Source organism: Alteromonas sp. LOR, from assembly GCF_000753865.1.
Lineage (GTDB): Bacteria > Pseudomonadota > Gammaproteobacteria > Enterobacterales > Alteromonadaceae > Alteromonas.
In genome coordinates this window covers 48308-66953 of the sequence record NZ_JQFW01000031.1, presented here as the reverse complement: position 1 = coordinate 66953, position 18646 = coordinate 48308, and the positions used below count along the sequence as shown (strand labels likewise).

General features: G+C 43.9%; 21 protein-coding genes. 10 read left to right on the top strand and 11 right to left on the bottom strand.

Annotation, left to right across the window (positions count from 1 at the left end):
* Positions 1-370: 370 nt before the first annotated feature.
* From JV36_RS0111750 to JV36_RS0111725, 6 genes are all read left to right on the top strand, one after another.
* A complete protein-coding gene (locus tag JV36_RS0111750; protein WP_032095268.1) occupies positions 371-1231 on the top strand; it encodes a DUF3014 domain-containing protein in 861 nt (286 codons plus the stop codon).
* Entirely contained in the window at positions 1218-1805 is a 588-nt protein-coding gene (locus JV36_RS0111745) for a DUF1285 domain-containing protein (protein ID WP_032095267.1), read from the top strand. The genes JV36_RS0111750 and JV36_RS0111745 overlap by 14 nt, the downstream gene beginning before the upstream one ends.
* 248 nt (positions 1806-2053) lie before the next feature.
* Positions 2054-3346 carry a metal-dependent hydrolase family protein gene (locus JV36_RS0111740; RefSeq protein ID WP_032095266.1) on the top strand — a complete coding sequence of 431 codons (1293 nt, stop codon included), beginning with the start codon at positions 2054-2056 and terminating at the stop codon, positions 3344-3346.
* Positions 3347-3373: 27 nt separating this feature from the next.
* Entirely contained in the window at positions 3374-3973 is a 600-nt protein-coding gene (locus JV36_RS0111735; RefSeq protein WP_032095265.1) for a YqaA family protein, read from the top strand.
* Between the two features lie 134 nt (positions 3974-4107).
* Positions 4108-4689, top strand: coding sequence for a hypothetical protein (locus tag JV36_RS0111730; RefSeq protein WP_152561511.1), 582 nt, complete (start codon positions 4108-4110; stop codon positions 4687-4689).
* Positions 4690-4711: 22 nt separating this feature from the next.
* Positions 4712-4891, top strand: a complete 180-nt coding sequence (locus JV36_RS0111725; RefSeq protein WP_032095264.1) for a hypothetical protein — start codon at positions 4712-4714, stop codon at positions 4889-4891.
* A gap of 9 nt (positions 4892-4900) precedes the next feature.
* Here JV36_RS0111725 and tusA read toward each other — a convergent pair whose 3' ends face one another.
* The 3 genes from tusA to rph are packed head-to-tail and all read right to left on the bottom strand — an operon-like array spanning position 4901 to position 6515.
* Complete coding sequence (gene tusA / locus JV36_RS0111720) at positions 4901-5161, bottom strand: sulfurtransferase TusA (protein ID WP_032095263.1); 261 nt, start codon at positions 5159-5161, stop codon at positions 4901-4903.
* Complete coding sequence (pyrE, locus tag JV36_RS0111715) at positions 5151-5792, bottom strand: orotate phosphoribosyltransferase (protein ID WP_032095262.1); 642 nt, start codon at positions 5790-5792, stop codon at positions 5151-5153. Before pyrE ends, tusA begins: the two co-directional genes overlap by 11 nt.
* A 9-nt stretch (positions 5793-5801) precedes the next feature.
* Complete coding sequence (rph, locus tag JV36_RS0111710) at positions 5802-6515, bottom strand: ribonuclease PH (RefSeq protein WP_032095261.1); 714 nt, start codon at positions 6513-6515, stop codon at positions 5802-5804.
* Positions 6516-6913: 398 nt separating this feature from the next.
* On the opposite strand from rph, the gene JV36_RS0111705 reads away from it, so the two are divergent.
* The 3 genes from JV36_RS0111705 to JV36_RS0111695 all read left to right on the top strand — a co-directional run bounded on the left by JV36_RS0111705 (position 6914) and on the right by JV36_RS0111695 (position 9548).
* Positions 6914-7777, top strand: a complete 864-nt coding sequence (locus JV36_RS0111705; RefSeq protein ID WP_032095260.1) for a YicC/YloC family endoribonuclease — start codon at positions 6914-6916, stop codon at positions 7775-7777.
* A 107-nt stretch (positions 7778-7884) separates the two neighbouring features.
* The gene (locus JV36_RS0111700; protein WP_032095259.1) at positions 7885-8934 is read left to right on the top strand and encodes a LacI family DNA-binding transcriptional regulator; all 1050 of its coding nucleotides are present in this window, start codon (positions 7885-7887) and stop codon (positions 8932-8934) included.
* A 116-nt stretch (positions 8935-9050) separates the two neighbouring features.
* Positions 9051-9548: a nuclear transport factor 2 family protein gene (locus JV36_RS0111695; RefSeq protein WP_032095258.1), complete on the top strand. Its 498-nt coding sequence runs from the start codon at positions 9051-9053 to the stop codon at positions 9546-9548.
* Positions 9549-9623: 75 nt separating this feature from the next.
* Here the strand turns inward: JV36_RS0111695 and JV36_RS0111690 are convergent, their stop codons facing one another.
* The 3 genes from JV36_RS0111690 to JV36_RS0111680 all read right to left on the bottom strand — a co-directional run bounded on the left by JV36_RS0111690 (position 9624) and on the right by JV36_RS0111680 (position 12349).
* Positions 9624-10265 (bottom strand): OmpA family protein, encoded by a 642-nt coding sequence (locus tag JV36_RS0111690; protein WP_032095257.1) that lies wholly within the window; start codon positions 10263-10265, stop codon positions 9624-9626.
* A gap of 493 nt (positions 10266-10758) precedes the next feature.
* A complete protein-coding gene (locus JV36_RS0111685) occupies positions 10759-11961 on the bottom strand; it encodes an HD-GYP domain-containing protein (protein WP_032095256.1) in 1203 nt (400 codons plus the stop codon).
* 46 nt (positions 11962-12007) lie between these two features.
* Positions 12008-12349 carry an MGMT family protein gene (locus tag JV36_RS0111680; protein WP_032095255.1) on the bottom strand — a complete coding sequence of 114 codons (342 nt, stop codon included), beginning with the start codon at positions 12347-12349 and terminating at the stop codon, positions 12008-12010.
* A gap of 86 nt (positions 12350-12435) precedes the next feature.
* On the opposite strand from JV36_RS0111680, the gene JV36_RS0111675 reads away from it, so the two are divergent.
* Complete coding sequence (locus tag JV36_RS0111675; RefSeq protein WP_032095254.1) at positions 12436-13035, top strand: tRNA-uridine aminocarboxypropyltransferase; 600 nt, start codon at positions 12436-12438, stop codon at positions 13033-13035.
* A 50-nt stretch (positions 13036-13085) separates the two neighbouring features.
* Here the strand turns inward: JV36_RS0111675 and JV36_RS0111670 are convergent, their stop codons facing one another.
* The 5 genes from JV36_RS0111670 to atpA all read right to left on the bottom strand — a co-directional run bounded on the left by JV36_RS0111670 (position 13086) and on the right by atpA (position 18644).
* Complete coding sequence (locus JV36_RS0111670) at positions 13086-14078, bottom strand: hypothetical protein (RefSeq protein ID WP_235207828.1); 993 nt, start codon at positions 14076-14078, stop codon at positions 13086-13088.
* A gap of 207 nt (positions 14079-14285) precedes the next feature.
* Complete coding sequence (locus JV36_RS0111665; RefSeq protein ID WP_032095253.1) at positions 14286-14699, bottom strand: F0F1 ATP synthase subunit epsilon; 414 nt, start codon at positions 14697-14699, stop codon at positions 14286-14288.
* Positions 14700-14758: 59 nt separating this feature from the next.
* The gene (gene atpD, locus JV36_RS0111660) at positions 14759-16144 is read right to left on the bottom strand and encodes a F0F1 ATP synthase subunit beta (protein ID WP_032095252.1); all 1386 of its coding nucleotides are present in this window, start codon (positions 16142-16144) and stop codon (positions 14759-14761) included.
* A 33-nt stretch (positions 16145-16177) separates the two neighbouring features.
* Positions 16178-17038, bottom strand: a complete 861-nt coding sequence (atpG, locus tag JV36_RS0111655) for a F0F1 ATP synthase subunit gamma (protein ID WP_032095251.1) — start codon at positions 17036-17038, stop codon at positions 16178-16180.
* A 64-nt stretch (positions 17039-17102) separates the two neighbouring features.
* Positions 17103-18644: a F0F1 ATP synthase subunit alpha gene (gene atpA, locus JV36_RS0111650; RefSeq protein ID WP_032095250.1), complete on the bottom strand. Its 1542-nt coding sequence runs from the start codon at positions 18642-18644 to the stop codon at positions 17103-17105.
* Positions 18645-18646 lie beyond the last annotated feature (2 nt).

The window sequence follows — 18646 nt, the reverse complement described above, 5'->3', positions numbered from 1 at the left end:
TTTGTAACGACGTGTGTTTGTAACAATGTGTACTTGTAATAATGGGTATTTGAGCGGTGTATATTTCTAGCAAGGGGTGATTTTACTCCGTGTTATAGCCTATTCGTTACGAGCACGCGCTATTCATGTAATCGAATCGCAGTATTGACACTTATTTACAACGACACAGACTGATTAACCCATGCACCATTAGGAGAGAGCATTTATTTTGTTGTAGGTAAGACCAATCGAAATCGGTGTTTTCAACGTTAAAAGGCTATCACGATTGAAAATTTAAGCAGAAAAGGAACATTTCTCTTGTTTGATTTTCTAACATTGAGTGTTATGTCTGGTAGTATTACCTAAAGGAAATCTCAGCAGCGGAGTCATTATGAGCGAAACAACAGAGAAACAGTCGTTAGGCCCACACTTTCTGATAGCGGGAATAATCCTTGTCGTCATCCTTGCGATAGTTTTTTGGCCAAGCGATGAAACGCCTGAGCCAGTAGAGGCACCTAAGCCCGAAATTAATGAACCCGTACTTACCGAGTCTGATGAACCGGAAGTATTTGAAACAAAACCTGCACCACCACCTGTTGAACTTGAAGAGAAAGACGAAGTGGAACCACTCCCTGAAGTTGAGGAAAGTGAGCCCGAACCACTTGATGTTAGCGATCCAGCAGTGAAAGAAGCGCTAGTAGATAGCGCAGCCGCCGATCAAGACACGGTGAATAGACTACTGGTTAACGAAGGCCTACTTCAACGCTTTGTGGTTTCTGTGACAAATTTGGCGGGCAACAAAATGGCGCCCAATCATCAATTGCTTACTCCACCAGAACAGAATTTCAGAGTGTATTCTCAAGCTGATAAGCAGTGGATTGATGCAGCTAGCTATAAGCGCTACACGCCATATGTGAATGTTTTAGAGTCATTTGATAATGAGGCGCTGTTAACGGTTTATCAGTCTTACAAAGACGAAATTCAAGCTAAATACGCTGAAATTGGTGACCCTGACAAAGATTTTAATAGTGTGTTGCTAAGCGCAATAGACGAATTGCTTGATACGCCAGAGGTACCGGTGCCGGTAGAAGTCTATTCAGATTCTGTGATGTACAAATACACAGACGAACGCTTAGAAAACCTTGATGGGCCGCAAAAGCAACTGTTAAGAACGGGGCCTGACAACATGCGCCGTATTAAAGCGAAGCTTCGCGAAATCAAAGCGTTGATTGAGCAAAATGGACTTAACTAAGTTTCAAAAGCAAATAGAGGGCTCGTCTGATAAGACGCGCCCCCTTCCGCCTGTCGAAAAATGGAACCCCGATTTTTGCGGCGATATTAATATGACAGTGACGCTAGACGGTCGCTGGTTTTATGAAGGCACCCCAGTAGGTCGCGCTAGCTTGGTAAAACTGTTTTCTTCGGTACTTAAACGAGAAGACGATAAGTACTTTCTTGTTACGCCGGTAGAAAAAGTGGGGATTACCGTTGAAGACACGCCTTTTTTAATCACTCAATGGAAAGAGATTGAAGCAGACGCTAACGGCGACAAGAACACTGCGCTTGTGCTGATTACACAGACTGGCGATGAAGTTGTTTTAGATAGCGTTGATCAAATGGAACTACGCGTTCCACCAAAAGCAATTCGAGATAAAGAGGCTACCGCAATACCCTATGTATGTGTTCGCAGAAACCTTTGGGCTCGCCTACATCAAAATGTGTATTACCAGCTACTTGAAAAATCGAAAGAAATAAAAGGCGGTGATGAAACTCACTTCGTTGTTCACTCAGCTAACATCGACTTTGTTATTGGAAAGGTAGGTTAATCTCCGCTTACCTTTTGATTCATCGCTTTCCACTATCTGCGTCCGCTCCTTGCTTTTCTACTCTTTCGCTTTCTTTCAATACATCCCGTTTAATTAGCCCAAAATTCGTACACCATAAAATAACGCTTCGTAAATACCTCATATAAACCCGTAAAACCCGCCACTAATAGCGTAATACTTTGCGTTACTTTAATGAGTGCTTTACATTAAATTACTGTGTAATTATCCATCAAAAGAAGAACTATATTATGAAAAAAACACTGACCGCATTAGCTGTATCTTGCTCACTTTTACCGCTTACGTTTAGCGCCCAAGCGGCCACGCTCATTCATGCTGGCAAAGCCTTTACCGGAACCTCTAGCGAATTACGCAACAAGGTGACTATCGTTATTGAAGATAACAAAATCGAAAGTGTGAAATCAGGATATTTAAGCGCTGAGAAGGGCGATACTGTTATTGATTTAAAAGATAGCACGGTGATGCCTGGCTTGATGGATATGCATGTACACCTGTCCTCTCAACAAGGCGGACCAAAGAGCTACCTAGAGCGATTCACGCTTAATGAAGCAGACTATGCATTGCGTGCAGCAAATTACGCAAAGATCACCCTAGACGCAGGCTTTACAACAGTACGAAACCTCGGTGACTCGCACAATGAAACCATTGCCCTAAGAACCGCTATCGATAAGGGCTATGCTGTTGGCCCGCGCATTTACACCGTAGGAAAATCTATTGCCACCACGGGCGGCCATGCCGACCCATCTAATGGTATGTCTCATTTACTTCGCCCGGATGTAGGTCCTGAGCAAGGCGTAGTCAATGGAGAAGCGCAAGCTCGAGAAGCAGTAAGAACGCGCTATCAAGACGGCGCTAACCTGATAAAGATTACCGCCACTGGCGGTGTACTCAGTGTGGCTAAAAGTGGTCAAAACCCACAATTTATGACCGATGAATTAGAAGCAATTGTCGATACGGCGAAAGACTACGAAATGACCGTAGCCGTTCATGCACACGGAAAAGAAGGCATGAAGCGAGCTATTACAGCAGGTGTGGACTCAATAGAACACGGCACCTACATGGATGAAGAGATTCACGAGTTGATGAAAGCAAACGGCACGTATTATGTGCCCACCATTCTTGCCGGCAAGTTTGTTGCAGAAAAAGCAAAAATCGATGGCTTCTTTCCAGAATTAGTTCGCCCAAAAGCAGCGGCAATTGGCCCCCTAATTCAGCAAACATTTGCTACCGCTCATAAAGCGGGCGTGAAAATTGCTTTTGGAACTGACAGTGGCGTATCAGCCCATGGCGATAATGCACAAGAGTTTGCCCTAATGGTTGAAGCGGGAATGACTCCTGCTGACGCGTTAACAAGCGCCACGGTGAATGCCGCAGATTTACTCGGTGTAAGCGACATACTAGGTACGTTAGAGCCGAGTAAATTAGCAGATATTGTTGCGGTAAAAGGTAACCCGTTTGACGATATAACCATAATGGAAAATGTGTCGTTTGTAATGAAAGACGGCGTTGTTCACAAACAGTAAAAAAGAAGCAGTACGAGAAAGGATTTCATGACACCTGGTAAAAAGCTCAGTAAAAAGATGGCGCAAAAGACCAAGCAATTGGTCGATTCGAAACATATGTTGAAAGGTATTACGCTTTCTTCGTTTTTAGAATCGACCATAGTGCCGATTCCTTTGGAAGCCGTGATGTTGCCATTGATGCAGGCAAGAAGAGAATCGCTGTGGCACATCGCTGCAATGGCAACCCTTGGCTGTGTGATAGGGGCTATTTTCGGCTATGCCTTAGGGTATTATCTTTTTGATTTGATTGGAGAGTGGGTAATTTCCACTTTCTTCAGTCAGGACCAATTTGAAAATGTAAAAGACCAAATGCAGCAGCAGGGCTTTTGGTTTGTTATGACCTTGGGCATTGCCCCTATTCCTTTTCAGGTAGCTATGCTTGCAGCAGGTGCCACAAAATATTCGCTCCCCTTGTTTTTACTGGCCACGATTATAGCGCGCTCACTTCGCTATTTCGGCCTTGCGGCAGCCGTGTATTATGCTGGCGACAAGGCAGAGCAAATAATTAGGCGCTATAAAATGAAGGCGATTATTGGCGCAACACTTATCGTGCTTCTACTCTGGTGGGGCGCTAACACACTCTTATAATAAGGCTTTTTGGTATTTTACCGCTGCGCAAAAAACATTTGTAAAAGCTTTTACCAATCTTGTTGAACTTCTTTATTGATAATGATTCCTATTTACATTAGTGTAATAACGAGTCCTATCTAAGAGGTGCAACAGTGAATACACAACATTTATGCCCCGTTTATACAAAGTGGCTTCAATTAAACCCAATTGACGCGCGTAAACATCGGCATTTCTTGCAAGATAGCATGCAAAAGGCCCGCCTTCAGGGGCAACTTGATAAAGCGTGCACGCTGGCGTATCAGACGCTAGAAACTGCAAAGCTTGTCCTCACGGCATTACAAAATGTGTCCAATCAAAACGTTTCAAATCACAAAGACAATGGCGTAAGGGAGGATATAATTTCCTACTCGGCCGCAGGTATGTATCTGTCTTCTCTTTTGCACTGTAGTGACAATACGCAAGAAGCTCATAATGTATTGCAGCAGTGCCAACAGCAGCTAATTGCAGTTCTGCCTCTTCATGCTACCAACCATACTATCTTAGCGTTAATCAAAACTGCGATGCATGCTTTTGAACAAAGCAGTCTGCTGTTAGTTAACAACACGTTAGCTAATAACGATGCAGCTAATAGCAATGCCGATGGCGGTCATTCTGTTGGCAGCCATTTTGTTAACAATCACTCCGTAAGTAAAAGTATCCATCGCGCCAATAACCGCCTTTCTCTCGTCCACTGATTTATTTAATGAGGAAAACACGATGAACGCCAAACAGCGTACAGCCAATGAGGGCTATATCTCGTTAAGTGTCAGAGCGTCTGTACTGAAAAGAATGTTGAGCGGAGAAAACCTGCATTTGAGCGATATTCATTGCTCAAACAAAAAAAGCAAATTAGCTGTTCAAAAGCTGCTTTTGCAAGCGCTTAGCGAAGGTGAATAAAAAGGGCGCTTACAAGCACCCTTTCTGTATGACAAATTGATATGGCATTGTATCAGTTTGAGACGCTACCAGCGTGTGTCCCATAAACCGACAAAAGCTTGGGATATCCCTCGCTGTTGACGGGTCGTCTGCCGACACTGACAAGGTTTCCCCATCCGCTAATTTACGAATGTTTAAACGCACCATCATAACCGGCTCAGGGCAGCGAAGCCCCAACGCGTCTAAATGGGTGTTTGCCTCATTAAAAGCAGTATCAAAATCAGATGCCATAATTCTCACGGTAGGTGTTTATGGCATCAATCTCGGCGCTATGACCGCCTTTTTCTTGCAAATAGGCAACCACATCAGCAAGAGCAACGATGGAAATCACTGTGGTATTAAAATCGCGCTCAACTTCCTGAATCGCTGACAATTCACCTTTGCCTCGCTCTTGTCTGTCTAGGGCAATGAGAACACCAGACAAACTAGCCTGCTGTTGCTCAATAAGCGCCATAGACTCACGAATAGCCGTTCCAGCGGTGATCACATCGTCCACCAGCATCACCCGTCCATCTAGAGGACTCCCTACCAGGTTTCCACCTTCACCGTGAGTTTTAGCCTCTTTGCGATTAAAGCAGTAAGGCACGTCACGTTGATGGCTATCGGCTAACGCTACCGCAGTGGTGGTAGCGATAGGAATACCTTTGTAGGCAGGCCCGAATAATACGTCAAACTCCACGCCTGCATCGACTAATGCATCAGCATAAAAGCGACCTAGTTTTGCAAGGTCACCGCCGCGATTAAACAAACCAGCATTAAAAAAGTAAGGACTAGTGCGGCCCGACTTTAACGTAAATTCACCAAACTTTAGTACACCACGCGCAATGGCGAACTCAATAAAATCACGCTGAAACGCTTTCATGTAGACCTCTTACGCTAGTGCCGCTTTTTGGATATCAAACAATTCGCGAAGACCGTGTTTCGCTATCTTCAGCATTTCTTCTAACTCTTCAAACGAGAAAGGTTCGCCTTCTGCCGTGCCCTGTACTTCAATTAGCTTACCGGTTTCTGTCATAACAACGTTCATGTCAGTCTCAGCTTCTGAATCTTCTGTGTATTCAAGGTCAGCAATCGGTGTGCCTTCAAAAATACCAACCGACAGCGCAGCTATCATGTGCTTGAGCGGGTTTGCCTTTAAAATACCTTTAGCACGCATATAGGTTAATGCGTCGACAAGTGCTACACAGGCGCCAGTTATCGATGCTGTGCGCGTTCCGCCATCGGCTTGAATAACATCGCAATCTAAAGTAATGGTGTTTTCACCAAGTAGTTTTAAATCTACTGCGGCGCGAAGCGAGCGAGCAATTAAGCGTTGAATTTCTAGCGTGCGGCCACCTTGCTTTCCGCGAGCCGCTTCTCGGCCACTTCGGGTATGCGTTGCGCGCGGTAACATGCTGTATTCAGCAGTTATCCATCCTTTTCCTTGCCCTTTCATAAAGCGAGGCACGCCTTCCTCTACCGTTGCGTTACACAGCACCTTTGTATTGCCGAACTCAACTAATACCGAGCCCTCAGCATGGCAGGTGTATTGACGAGTAATAGTAACTGGACGAATTTGACTGGCGGTTCTGCCGCTTGGACGCATAGAGTTCTCCACAACGTAAGTGCTTAAATGTCATTTCCAGCTTATGTTTTTAAGGCCAAACGTGGTTGAACGCTAAAACCACATTCACTGGAAATATGAATGAGTCTAAGTATAGCGCAATGGGCCCATCCTATGAAAACGAACTTTGCTCGTATTCTTGTATTCCTTATAGAAATGGTTAAATGTGCGTACTCTTTGCTGTGTCACATTGACGTAGAGCCACTGCACATGCGGTAACACGCCGCGATTACGAACATTTTAAGTCTCGCTGAGTGGGTAATTATCTATGCGGACTGATATAATATATAGCTAACGAGAAAGACTGCCCGTTTATTTATCGATACAACACGTTGGTCGCGTTGTTTTTGCAGGCTTTCAGTAAAATTCCAAGGAAAATTATGATTTATAGCATGACAGCATTCGCCCGCGTAGAGACGAAAAAAGAGTGGGGCTCTGCAGTATGGGAAATACGCTCTGTTAATCAGCGTTTTTTAGAGACCTACTTTCGCTTGCCGGAACAATTTCGCTCACTTGAGCCCATGCTGCGCGAACGTTTTCGTAAAAAGCTGGCTCGAGGCAAAGTAGAATGCGCATTGCGCTTTACGGCAAACGATGCAGCTACAACAACGTTAAGCTTAAACGAAGACTTAGCTAAACAGGTTATGCAAGCCGCTGATTGGGTGCAGTCTCACGGACAGTCATCAGGTGTGAACCCCTTAGACGTATTGCGCTGGCCTGGAGTAATTGCGGCAGAAGAAGCCGATATGGACAGCATTCACGCAGACGTTATGGCCGCTTTCGACCAAGGCCTAAAAGATTTTATTGATGCACGTGCCTCAGAGGGCGATGCACTTAAAGCCATGATAGCGCAGCGCTTAGACGCTATAGAGGCCGAAGTAGAAAAAGTGGCCGCTCGCATGCCTGAAATTATGGTATGGCAACGAGAAAAAGTGCAGGCACGCTTTGAAGAAGCAAAAGTAGAGCTAGACGCCGGACGCTTCGAACAAGAAATGATCATGCTGGCCCAAAAAGTAGATGTAGCTGAAGAGCTTGACCGTTTGAATACGCATGTAAACGAAACGCGAAATATCATGAAAAAGGGGGGCGCCATAGGTCGCCGTTTGGATTTTATGATGCAAGAGTTTAATCGTGAATCAAACACCTTGGGCTCAAAATCAATAAGCACCGACATTACGCAGTCGGCCGTAGAGCTAAAAGTGCTGATTGAACAAATGCGCGAGCAAATTCAAAACATCGAATAGTGGTTGTCTCAAGCAATAAAAGCCCAGAACTGTATACCCGCGCTGGGCTTAAGTGAACGCTTACTTACAGTAAAACGATCGATATCTTAGTGAAAAGAAAGAGCTAAATGACAACCATCTATGAGGTAGCAGCGCGGGCTGGAGTATCCTTATCAACGGTATCTCGCGTATTAAATGGTAAGGCGTCGGTGAATGCCGCGATGGCTGATAAGGTAAAACAGGCGGCAAGCGAATTACACTATACACCGAGTCAGAAAGCCCGTTCACTGGCATCTAAACATAGCCATGCGGTAGGTGTTGTATTGCCAAACAAGCATATGTTGTTTTCTTCCCACTTACTTTTTTCTTTTGAACATATTTTGCGACAATACCAAAAACATTGTGTGGTCGCGTTCTCTCACGATACCCTTGAGTCGGAAAATGAGGCAATTGAGTTTTTGTTATCCCAAGGGTGCGATGGAGTATTTGTTAATACCATTGCCTCGCCTCCCATTGCGTCTACTACAAAACACCTGCAGGATAAAAAGCAAAGTGTTGTCACTCTAAGTCAAAGCGAACTCAAAGGTGGTGTAACGGGGTTTTCTGCGTCTATTTTTGAGGTGGCAGCATACGCGTTTAAACAACTCAGAGACTTGGGTCATAACGATATTGCGCTAATCAGCGATAATTCTGAATTAGTAAGTCACACTAATGAAATATCGGTAGCACTCAACGCCGCTGTTTCTCGCCTATCTGTGTCCGGTTCCACATCGTTTCGGCCCGAGCTTTCCATTTATGTGGGCAGTGAAGATACAGACGATCCTTTGCTAGAACTACTTGCTAAAGAAACCGCTTTTTCAGCGGTTATTTGTACTAGCGACGCGCTGGTAAAGCTCATTGTAACCAGTGCAAAAGAGCTAGGTATGGAATTGCCAAATGATTTGTCAATTATTGCAGCACAAGCACCAGATTCGCCTTTGAAACCCGCGGGAAGCCCATTGACATACCGTGTATCAACAGTGGCTTATTCAACACTAGATATTGCTAAGGTTGCTGCAAGCTACTGCTTATCAAGCTTTTACGAACAAGCCACAGATGAAAGCACATCACACTCATTGCTACCTACTTCCACAGTGCCTATCTTTCTTGACTATGGAAGCACGGCGCCTTTCACTTAAAGCGTGCTCTAAGGACTTTTTGAATGCCCCCTGTATCGTTTCGCAACAAAGCGATAAAGATTTACGCAAAGTAACGCGTTATGCTGTGTATAACACTCTCAAACAAGGGCATTAATATGAATAGAGTTTTAGCTGTACTTCTTTTGTTAGTAAGCACCGCGGTATTTGGCGCAAAATGGATTGAAAATGATAAAAGTAGTAAATCTGATGAAACCGAGGTTTCACGGGTACTTGATGCCCTGCATGAAAAAGCATCCGTAGCTAACTATGAAGGTTACTTTGCGTTATATGCTACCAATGCTGTATTTATTGGTACCGATGCCCATGAGGTGTGGAGTATTGATGATTTTAAAGCCTACGCAAAACCCCATTTTGATAAGGGAACAGGCTGGACCTATTTGCCTCGCGATAGGCATATTTACTTTTCGTCCGATGCTCAGGTAGCGTGGTTTGATGAATTACTGGATAACAAAAAATTAGGCGAAACACGAGGCACTGGCGTGTTGATAAAGACCGACGGTACCTGGAAGGTAAGCCAATATCACCTCGCTATACCAATCCCCAATAGCCTGGCTTCTTCTGTTGCACTACAGATTAAAAAGCAGAAAAATTAACCCGCTGGATAAAACAGCAGACAAAAAAATAGAGTCATCTATGTGACTCTATTTTTCGCCAATTATACTCTGTAATTAGGTATTAGATTGTGTCAGTGGTTGAATTTCCATTTCAACACGACGGTTCATCGAACGGTTGGCCGCACTGTTGTTTGGCACTTTCGGTGAATACTCACCCATACCGACTGTCGTAATACGCGTTGAATTCACTGAAAAGTTGATAAGCTGATTTTTCACCGCACCGGCTCTTCGTTCAGACAAAGACTGATTGTATTGTTCAGCACCAACGTCGTCTGTATGGCCTTTAATCATTAACACGGTTTTTTCGTAGTTGTTCACTACCTTTGCGACGTCTTGTAAAACCGGATTAAAGCTTGTACTAATACTTGAGCTGTCAGTAGCGAAGGTAATGTCGCCAGGCAGTATAAGGCGAAGATTGTCACCTTCTCGGACAACCTGAACACCTGTGTCAGATAGCTCGCTACGCAGCTCTTCTTCCTGCTTATCCATGTAGTTACCAATTGCACCACCTGCAATGGCGCCTACCGCAGCGCCCCACGCATATCGACTTTTATCGTTATCGCCCGTTGCCTTACCTAGCACAGCGCCTAACACAGCGCCAATTGCGGCACCTTTTTGTGTATTATTCGGATCGGTTGCACAGCCTGCAACGGTGAGTGAAGCAGCAATCAAACTTACAGCTAATGTTTTTTTCATAACGTCCTCTTTTTCGCTTGGCGCTGTAATCGTTTATTTAAATAACGATAAATTTACCTGCCCAGCGTTATGTTGATTCATCACTATTAGTCGTTGTATGAAACTTTTTGTTCACGTCCGACGGTAATAAATTGACTTGTTTATAAACTTACTTATTTACAGTTAGCAGCAATAACTGATCCACTTTCAATTACTGCGGGCGTATACCTGGCGCTTATCGGTTTCCCTAAGTTTGCGCCGTCCCTCTATAGTTAAGGGCTTGACGGCTTATAGGGTTAGATTAAATGAATGAAACTGAACACACGATTAACACTGCATTGTCATATGGAGGTGTTGCTGGATTTATGTAAGAAGTAAATATATCTGCATTTTCAACGCACAATCAGCTAAACCGTTTGTAATCTCTACATACTCACTAATAACTGTTGCTCATTAACAACACCTTACTAGGGCGTGTTAAGTAAAAAAGTGGGGGAAGTGAATTAGAGCGTGCTTAGCCGATAGACACTGAGCGCTCAAAGAAGCTATTCACATCTATCTTGTAGTCTGACGCAATAACCGCTTTTTGAATCTTTAATGAGTTATCGCTTGAGAGGTCAATATCCTTGGGCGTTAAATAATGACTGCTTTTCACTGAATAAAATACTTTAACAATAGGGGAAAGCGGAGAGTCGTTTTGTTTTAGCACCATAGCCAATCGGTCGTTTGACAACAACACCAGACTTCCCACGGGATAAACACCTAAGCATTTTATAAATTGCTGTACTAGCGCAACATCTAGCCTTGTTGGGGCATCGTTCATCAATATAGAAAACGCTTTCTGACTGGACATTCCACTCTTATAGACCCGATCAGCAGTTAAGGCATCATACATATCAGCAATCGCCAACATCCGACCCGCTTTACTTATTTCGTCACCTTTCTTACCTGCAGGGTATCCGAGTCCGTCTAAACGCTCGTGGTGTTCGCTTATTGCTTGAATTAAGGGCTTTGCCACATCAGTATTCTGCAAGTAATCAACGCCGTGATTCACATGACTTTTCATCACGTCCATTTCTGCATCGGTAAGCCTTCCCGGCTTGTGTAGAATTTCGTCGGGAATGTTTATTTTTCCTAAGTCATGAAGAAAGCCTGCGTAAGATAGGTCCTGTACTTCTTCTTCAGACATCCCCATAAATGTTGCGAAATTAGCGAGCAGAATAGCAACGTTTAATGAATGCTCGAGAAGGTAGTCGTCTTTTTCGCGAATTTTTGTCAAACACAGCAGTGCATCGGGGTTTCTATCTACCGACTCTACGAGTTTATTGGAAAACGCCTTAGGGATACTGGCATCGAAAGGAGTTTCTTTTTTAACATTATTGAGTAAAAGCTTTTGTATTGCTTTACCTTGAGCATGTAGCTTTTCTGCCCTAGTAAGCTCACTCTCTAATGAAACACTCGATTTCTTTGCCGCGCTTTTTTCTGTCGAACGAGGTGCGACAGAGGAAGCCTCCTGTTCGCCTTTTTCTGAAATTGGTGTGAATGCTTTGTCGGTATCAATAGCCAGTAATTTAACGCCTTGCTTTTTAAGCAGCTTTATTACGTCTTGCGAAGTCACCTTGCCCTGGTTTTTTACCGCTAACGAACCCTTCTGCTCAAGAATCTTATGAACAAACATGCCCGGCTTTAATTCATCAATACTGATTTTTTTTAGCATTCGTTGTACTGCGCTCTCGATAACTACAAAGGTGTGGCTAAGCTAACTAATACTCTAATTTAGAAAGTACGGTATACAAGTCTGGTTGCCAGCCGTAATCTTTCATACTGACTCGACCATTTTTTACCAACACTCCCTCATCTAAAAGACGTGTACTTTGCTCTTGCGCTAACTCTGAACCTTGAGGAAACGCGATTTTACCATCGGCTCTTAGCACTCGATGCCAATTGTGTTGACCATCTAATGACCTCAAGCACTTTCCCATGAGTCTCGCTCTTCCTGGTAAACCGCACAAATCAGCGAGTTGACCGTAGCTAACGACGTTTCCAGTAGGGACCAGTGACAGCGTCTTTTCAACTCGTAATTTTACCGCGTTTATCTCTGTCATGTATATTAAACAATCTTCCTAACTGCTGTATTTGCCGATAAACTATACAAGCTTATATTTCTATCTTTTAGTTGCCTATCAATATCATGTCAAAAAACTCGCTTCGACTCTACTGCTCCTCATGCAACTATCCGCAAACCACCTGTGTATGTAGCGATATAGATAACATTAGCGTACCTGTGAATGTGGTCATTTTACAGCATGCAAAAGAGCGAGAGCACGCAAAGAATACAGCACGTCTAGTGTCATTATGTATACCAACAGCAAAAGTTATCAGTACAGAGGACTCTGAGGCCGTTAATATGCTGCATGAACAATGCAATGCAACGAATTCGGCGGTTATTTACCCTAGTGAAGAAAGTATAGCGATAGAAAGTGATTTAGTAACACCACTTAAGGATACAGATACCTTTATTTTTATAGATGGAAGCTGGAAACAGGCTTTTGGTATGATGCAAAATCATAGTTGGCTTCAAACATTACCCGCCTATCATTTCAGTGAAGCACCTAACACTAACTACGCCATTCGACATACCCGCGTGAGTAACGCGTTATCAACCCTAGAGGCCGTGGCATACACCTTATCATATGCGTTTAACACCGATGTTGAACCACTACATAACGCACAGCAAGCGATGCAGCAGCATTGGCAAGGTCCGAAGTCTCATCGTCGTGGTAATGAATAGTCTATGAATGTAAAAGCCAATAAAGTTGCTTTATAGGGCTACAACGTGCTTTAAGAGATATTAATAACCCATTCAGTCACGAGTAAAATACACCATGATATTGGAATGAGAGCAATACAAGCGAACACTCTAAATTTGTCTTTTGGTGACAACTCATAACGAGTTAACTTTACAATATTTTCTTTTTCGCTCTCTAACACTTCAATTGACGCACCCGTTTTTTTATCGTCGTTAGCCGCGTAACACTTAATACGTGCGTTTATGTCTGATTCAATGTTACTTAAAATTGTTTGCTTCTCATGGGTCAACTTCTTTTTTAATTTAATCACTGGCAAAAACAAATAGAGTGCTATAAAGCCAGTAAAAAAGGTGACCCCCATTATATCAAGAGAGGGTATTTCTTTATTAAGCCAAAACACTGGAAATATGGCTAACGCTCCCATCGCGAAAATACTGTTGGTTGTACTTAATTTCAAAATTGTGATTATAGAATTTAACCTGTCATAGTCTTTCATCGTTTCTGAAAGGATATTGTTGATGAGGTAACTGGTTTTGGAAAATATCTGAAACAGAAATAGCAGTGCAAGAAACCAAAATGGAACTGCAGTTGCGGTAAGTAACAACACATGGACTTCTTGTTGAGTCGCGATCAACCCCTCCATTACGCAGTAGATAACCGTAATCATGATTGAGATAATCATTGCATTAAATAGGTGATGGTTAAAAGTTACCGCTAATCTCTTTCTATGGGCACCAAATTGGCTTAACTGATTGGTCTTCACCAGTAGAGATATTACTGTGCTGGCAACGTTTTGATGCATAAGACGCAGTGCAAACCAAAAGTAGCCCGTCAGTACTGACATTCCAATTGCAGAGTTAAAATCTCGTTGTGCACGAAGGTCTCCGCTTGCAGGCCAATCCAATGCCCCAGATATGAAGTGTACAGACAACAGAATTAGTGTAGTGACCAAAGGCATCAAGCCTATTGGCGTTCCGCTATCTTTATTTGAATAGAGGGCGAACTTCATGGTGTTTATATGCATCAGTTGAAAGCTTTAGAGTAAAAGCTGATAAGTTGTATTGGTAAGTGCAAAGTATTAAGACACATGCCCGAATATGATAAGTGTAGTATATTAACGTACTGTTCTTTATAAAAATGCTCAATATATCAATACCCTTTATATCAATACTTTGCGCATCAAGAAACAAAAAACCCGCCTATCGGCGGGTTTTTTCATATAACTGCTCGCTTATTTGCGTAACTTCTGAATAAGACGAAGTTGCGCGATTGCTTCAGCTAGCTGGTGAGCTGCCTCTGCATAATCGAAGTCAGCGCCTGGGTTGGCGATGTGCTCTTCAGCACGTCGTTTGGCTTCTTCTGCTGCCTGCTCGTCAAGATCTTCAGCTCGAACCGCGGTATCAGCCAGTACGGTAACGTTACCAGGCTGTACTTCAAGTACACCACCAGCAACATAAATTACTTCTTCTTCACCGAACTGTTTAACCAAACGCACCATACCAGGTTTTATAGCAGAGATAAGTGGCGCGTGACCTGGGTGTATACCCAATTCACCTTCGCTACCTGTCACTTGAATCGTTTCTACAAGACCAGAAAAAATTTGTTTTTCTGCGCTTACTACGTCCAAATGTACTGTCATTGCCATGTGAACCTCCTGATTAGGTACGTAAGCATTATAAGGGCTAGCGTTAGCTAGCCACCTAATTATGCTTTATTGGCTTTCTCTCGCGCTTCTTCGATAGAGCCAACCATGTAGAATGCTTGCTCTGGAAGATCGTCGTATTCACCTTCCAGGATACCTTTAAAGCCACTGATTGTGTCTTTAAGAGATACATACTTACCTGGAGAACCTGTAAATACTTCTGCTACGAAGAAAGGCTGAGATAGGAAACGCTGAATTTTACGAGCACGTGATACCACTTGCTTGTCTTCTTCAGACAGTTCGTCCATACCTAGAATCGCGATGATGTCTTTCAGCTCTTTATAGCGCTGAAGAACCGTCTGTACGCCACGTGCGATATCGTAGTGCTCTTGACCGATTACTAGTGGGTCAAGCTGACGAGATGTTGAATCTAGAGGGTCTACCGCTGGGTAAATACCTAAAGATGCAATGTCACGTGAAAGTACTACCGTTGCGTCTAAGTGAGCAAAGGTTGTCGCAGGTGACGGATCCGTCAAGTCATCCGCAGGTACGTATACCGCTTGGATTGAAGTGATTGAACCAGTCTTCGTTGACGTAATACGTTCTTGAAGTACACCCATCTCTTCCGCTAGCGTAGGCTGATAACCTACCGCAGAAGGCATACGACCTAGAAGTGCTGATACTTCAGTACCTGCTAGTGTGTAACGATAGATGTTATCTACGAAGAATAGTACATCACGACCTTCGTCACGGAACTTCTCGGCCATTGTAAGACCAGTAAGTGCTACGCGAAGACGGTTACCTGGAGGCTCGTTCATCTGACCGTACACCAACGATACTTTATCAAGTACGTTAGAGTCGTTCATTTCATGATAGAAATCGTTACCTTCACGAGTACGCTCACCAACACCGGCGAATACAGAGAAACCACTGTGCTCGATTGCGATGTTACGGATAAGCTCCATCATGTTAACGGTTTTACCAACACCGGCACCACCGAACAAACCAACTTTACCACCCTTGGCGAATGGACAAACCAAGTCGATTACTTTAATACCTGTCTCTAGTATTTCTACTGAGCTAGACTGATCTTCGTAGCTAGGCGCTTCACGGTGAATAGACATACGCTCTTCTTCACCAATTGGGCCTGCTTCGTCGATTGGGTTACCCAATACGTCCATGATACGACCGAGTGTGGACGTACCAACTGGAACCATAATTGGGCCACCAGAGTTTTCTACTGAAAGACCACGACGTAGTCCATCTGTTGTACCTAGTGCGATGGTACGAACAACACCACCACCTAACTGCTGTTGCACTTCCAGGGTTAAACCTGATAAGTCACCTTCGGTAACTCGTAGTGCGTCATAAACTCTTGGAACCGCATCTTGTGGAAACTCAATGTCCACAACGGCGCCAATGATTTGGACGACCTTACCTTGACTCATAATTTGTCCTCGTTATCTCTTTTAAACCTTTGCCTACACCGCTGCGGCACCGCTAACAATCTCACTAATTTCTTGTGTGATTGCTGCTTGACGCGCTTTGTTATATACCAGTTGCAGATCATCAATAAGATCGCCGGCATTGTCGGTTGCTGCCTTCATGGCAACCATTCGCGCAGCTTGTTCTGACGCTGCGTTTTCTACAACACCCTGGTACACCTGAGATTCAATGTACCGAACCATTAGTGATTCCAAAATTTCTTTTGGATCCGGCTCGTATATGTAATCCCAACGATGTTGATATTCTTCGTCTTGTGACTTTGGCAAAGGCAATAACTGATTGCTCACAGGTTTCTGTGTCATGGTGTTAACGAAGTCATTGAATACCAAGAATACTCGGTCTATTTTGCCTTCGTCGTACGCCTTAAGCATAACGCGCACAACACCCACTACATCACTCACTGATGGCTTGTCACCCAATCCTGACTCGGCTGCTAGCAAGCTACCGCCAAATCGATTGAAGAAACCACAAGCCTTCGCGCCTAATGCAGCGAAATCCACTTCAACACCCTGATCACGCCATTGTTTAACGTTCTGAGCGACAAGCTTAAATTCGTTGGTGTTTAAACCACCACATAAGCCTCGGTCAGTGGAAACCACAATATAACCAACACGCTTGACTTCACGCTCTTCCAAGTAAGGATGGCGATACTCAAGGTTACCGTTAGCAATGTGACCAATCACTTTTAGCATGTTTTGTGCGTACGGACGGCCGGTGGCCATACGTTCCTGCGCCTTTTTCATTTTAGACGCAGCAACCATTTCCATTGCACTGGTAATTTTTTGAGTATTTTTGATACTCCCAATCTTACCTTTTATCTCTTTACCGCTGGCCATGACTATCTCTCCGATTACTCAACGTGTTGCCGGCGATGCTATTACACATTACCGGCTGCATTGATTACCAAGTTTGTGTCGCTTTAAAACTAGTTAATGCGTCATTCAACTTAGAGGCAATCTCGTCGTTGTAGTTACCTGTTTCGTTGATAGTCTTCATAAGGTCAGCGTGCTCGCTGTTCAAATACGAGTGAAGAGAGGCTTCAAAATCTAGGATTTTGTCCAGCTCGACGCTCTTTAGAAACCCTTTTTCTACCGCGAACAGGGATGCACCCATATCAGCAATTGAAAGTGGAGCATATTGCTTTTGCTTCATCAGTTCTGTAACGCGCTCACCGTGCTCAAGTTGCTCACGAGTCGCATCATCAAGGTCTGAAGCAAACTGCGAGAACGCAGCAAGTTCACGATACTGTGCAAGTGCTAAACGAATACCACCACCTAGTTTCTTGATGATTTTAGTCTGTGCAGCACCACCAACACGAGATACCGATACACCCGCGTTCACGGCTGGACGGATACCTGAGTTGAACAAGTCAGTTTCTAAGAAGATCTGACCATCAGTAATCGAGATTACGTTAGTAGGTACGAATGCAGATACGTCACCAGCTTGCGTTTCGATAATTGGAAGCGCAGTTAATGAACCTGTTTTACCTTTCACTTCGCCTTTGGTGAAACGTTCAACGTATTGATCGTTTACACGTGCAGCGCGCTCTAGTAGACGCGAGTGAAGATAGAAAACATCACCTGGATAGGCTTCACGACCTGGTGGACGCTTAAGTAGCAATGAAATTTGACGATAAGCAACAGCTTGCTTAGACAAATCATCATATACGATTAATGCATCTTCACCGTGGTCACGGAAAAACTCACCCATTGTACAACCAGAATACGGCGCTAAGTATTGAAGCGCAGCAGATTCAGAAGCAGAAGCAGCAACAATAATTGTGTGCTCTAACGCTCCGTGTTCTTCTAGTTTACGTACAACGTTTGCAATAGTTGATGCTTTTTGACCAATCGCCACGTACACGCACTTAACGCCTGTACCTTTTTGATTGATGATAGCGTCAATCGCCATTGCAGTTTTACCGCACTGACGGTCACCGATGATCAGCTCACGCTGTCCACGGCCTACTGGCACCATCGCATCAACAGATTTATAACCTGTTTGGATTGGCTGGTCGACTGGCTGACGTTCAATTACGCCTGGTGCAATTTTTTCAACAGGTTCAAAACCTGCAGCTTCAATTGCGCCTTTTCCATCGATTGGCTCACCTAGTGTGTTAACAACACGACCAAGTAGAGCGTAGCCTACCGGAACTTCAAGAATACGACCTGAAGATTGTACTTTATCGCCTTCTTTCAGGTCCGCATATGGACCCATAACAACAGCACCTACTGAGTCACGCTCAAGGTTTAGTGCCATTGCGTAGCGGCTTCCTGGAAGCTCGATCATTTCACCTTGCATTACATCGGCAAGGCCATGAATACGGATAATACCGTCGGTTACTGCGACGATAGTACCTTCATTGCGTGCTTCACTGCTTACATTGAACTGTTCAATTCTTTTCTTGATCAGTTCAGCAATTTCAGTGGAATTAAGTTGCATGC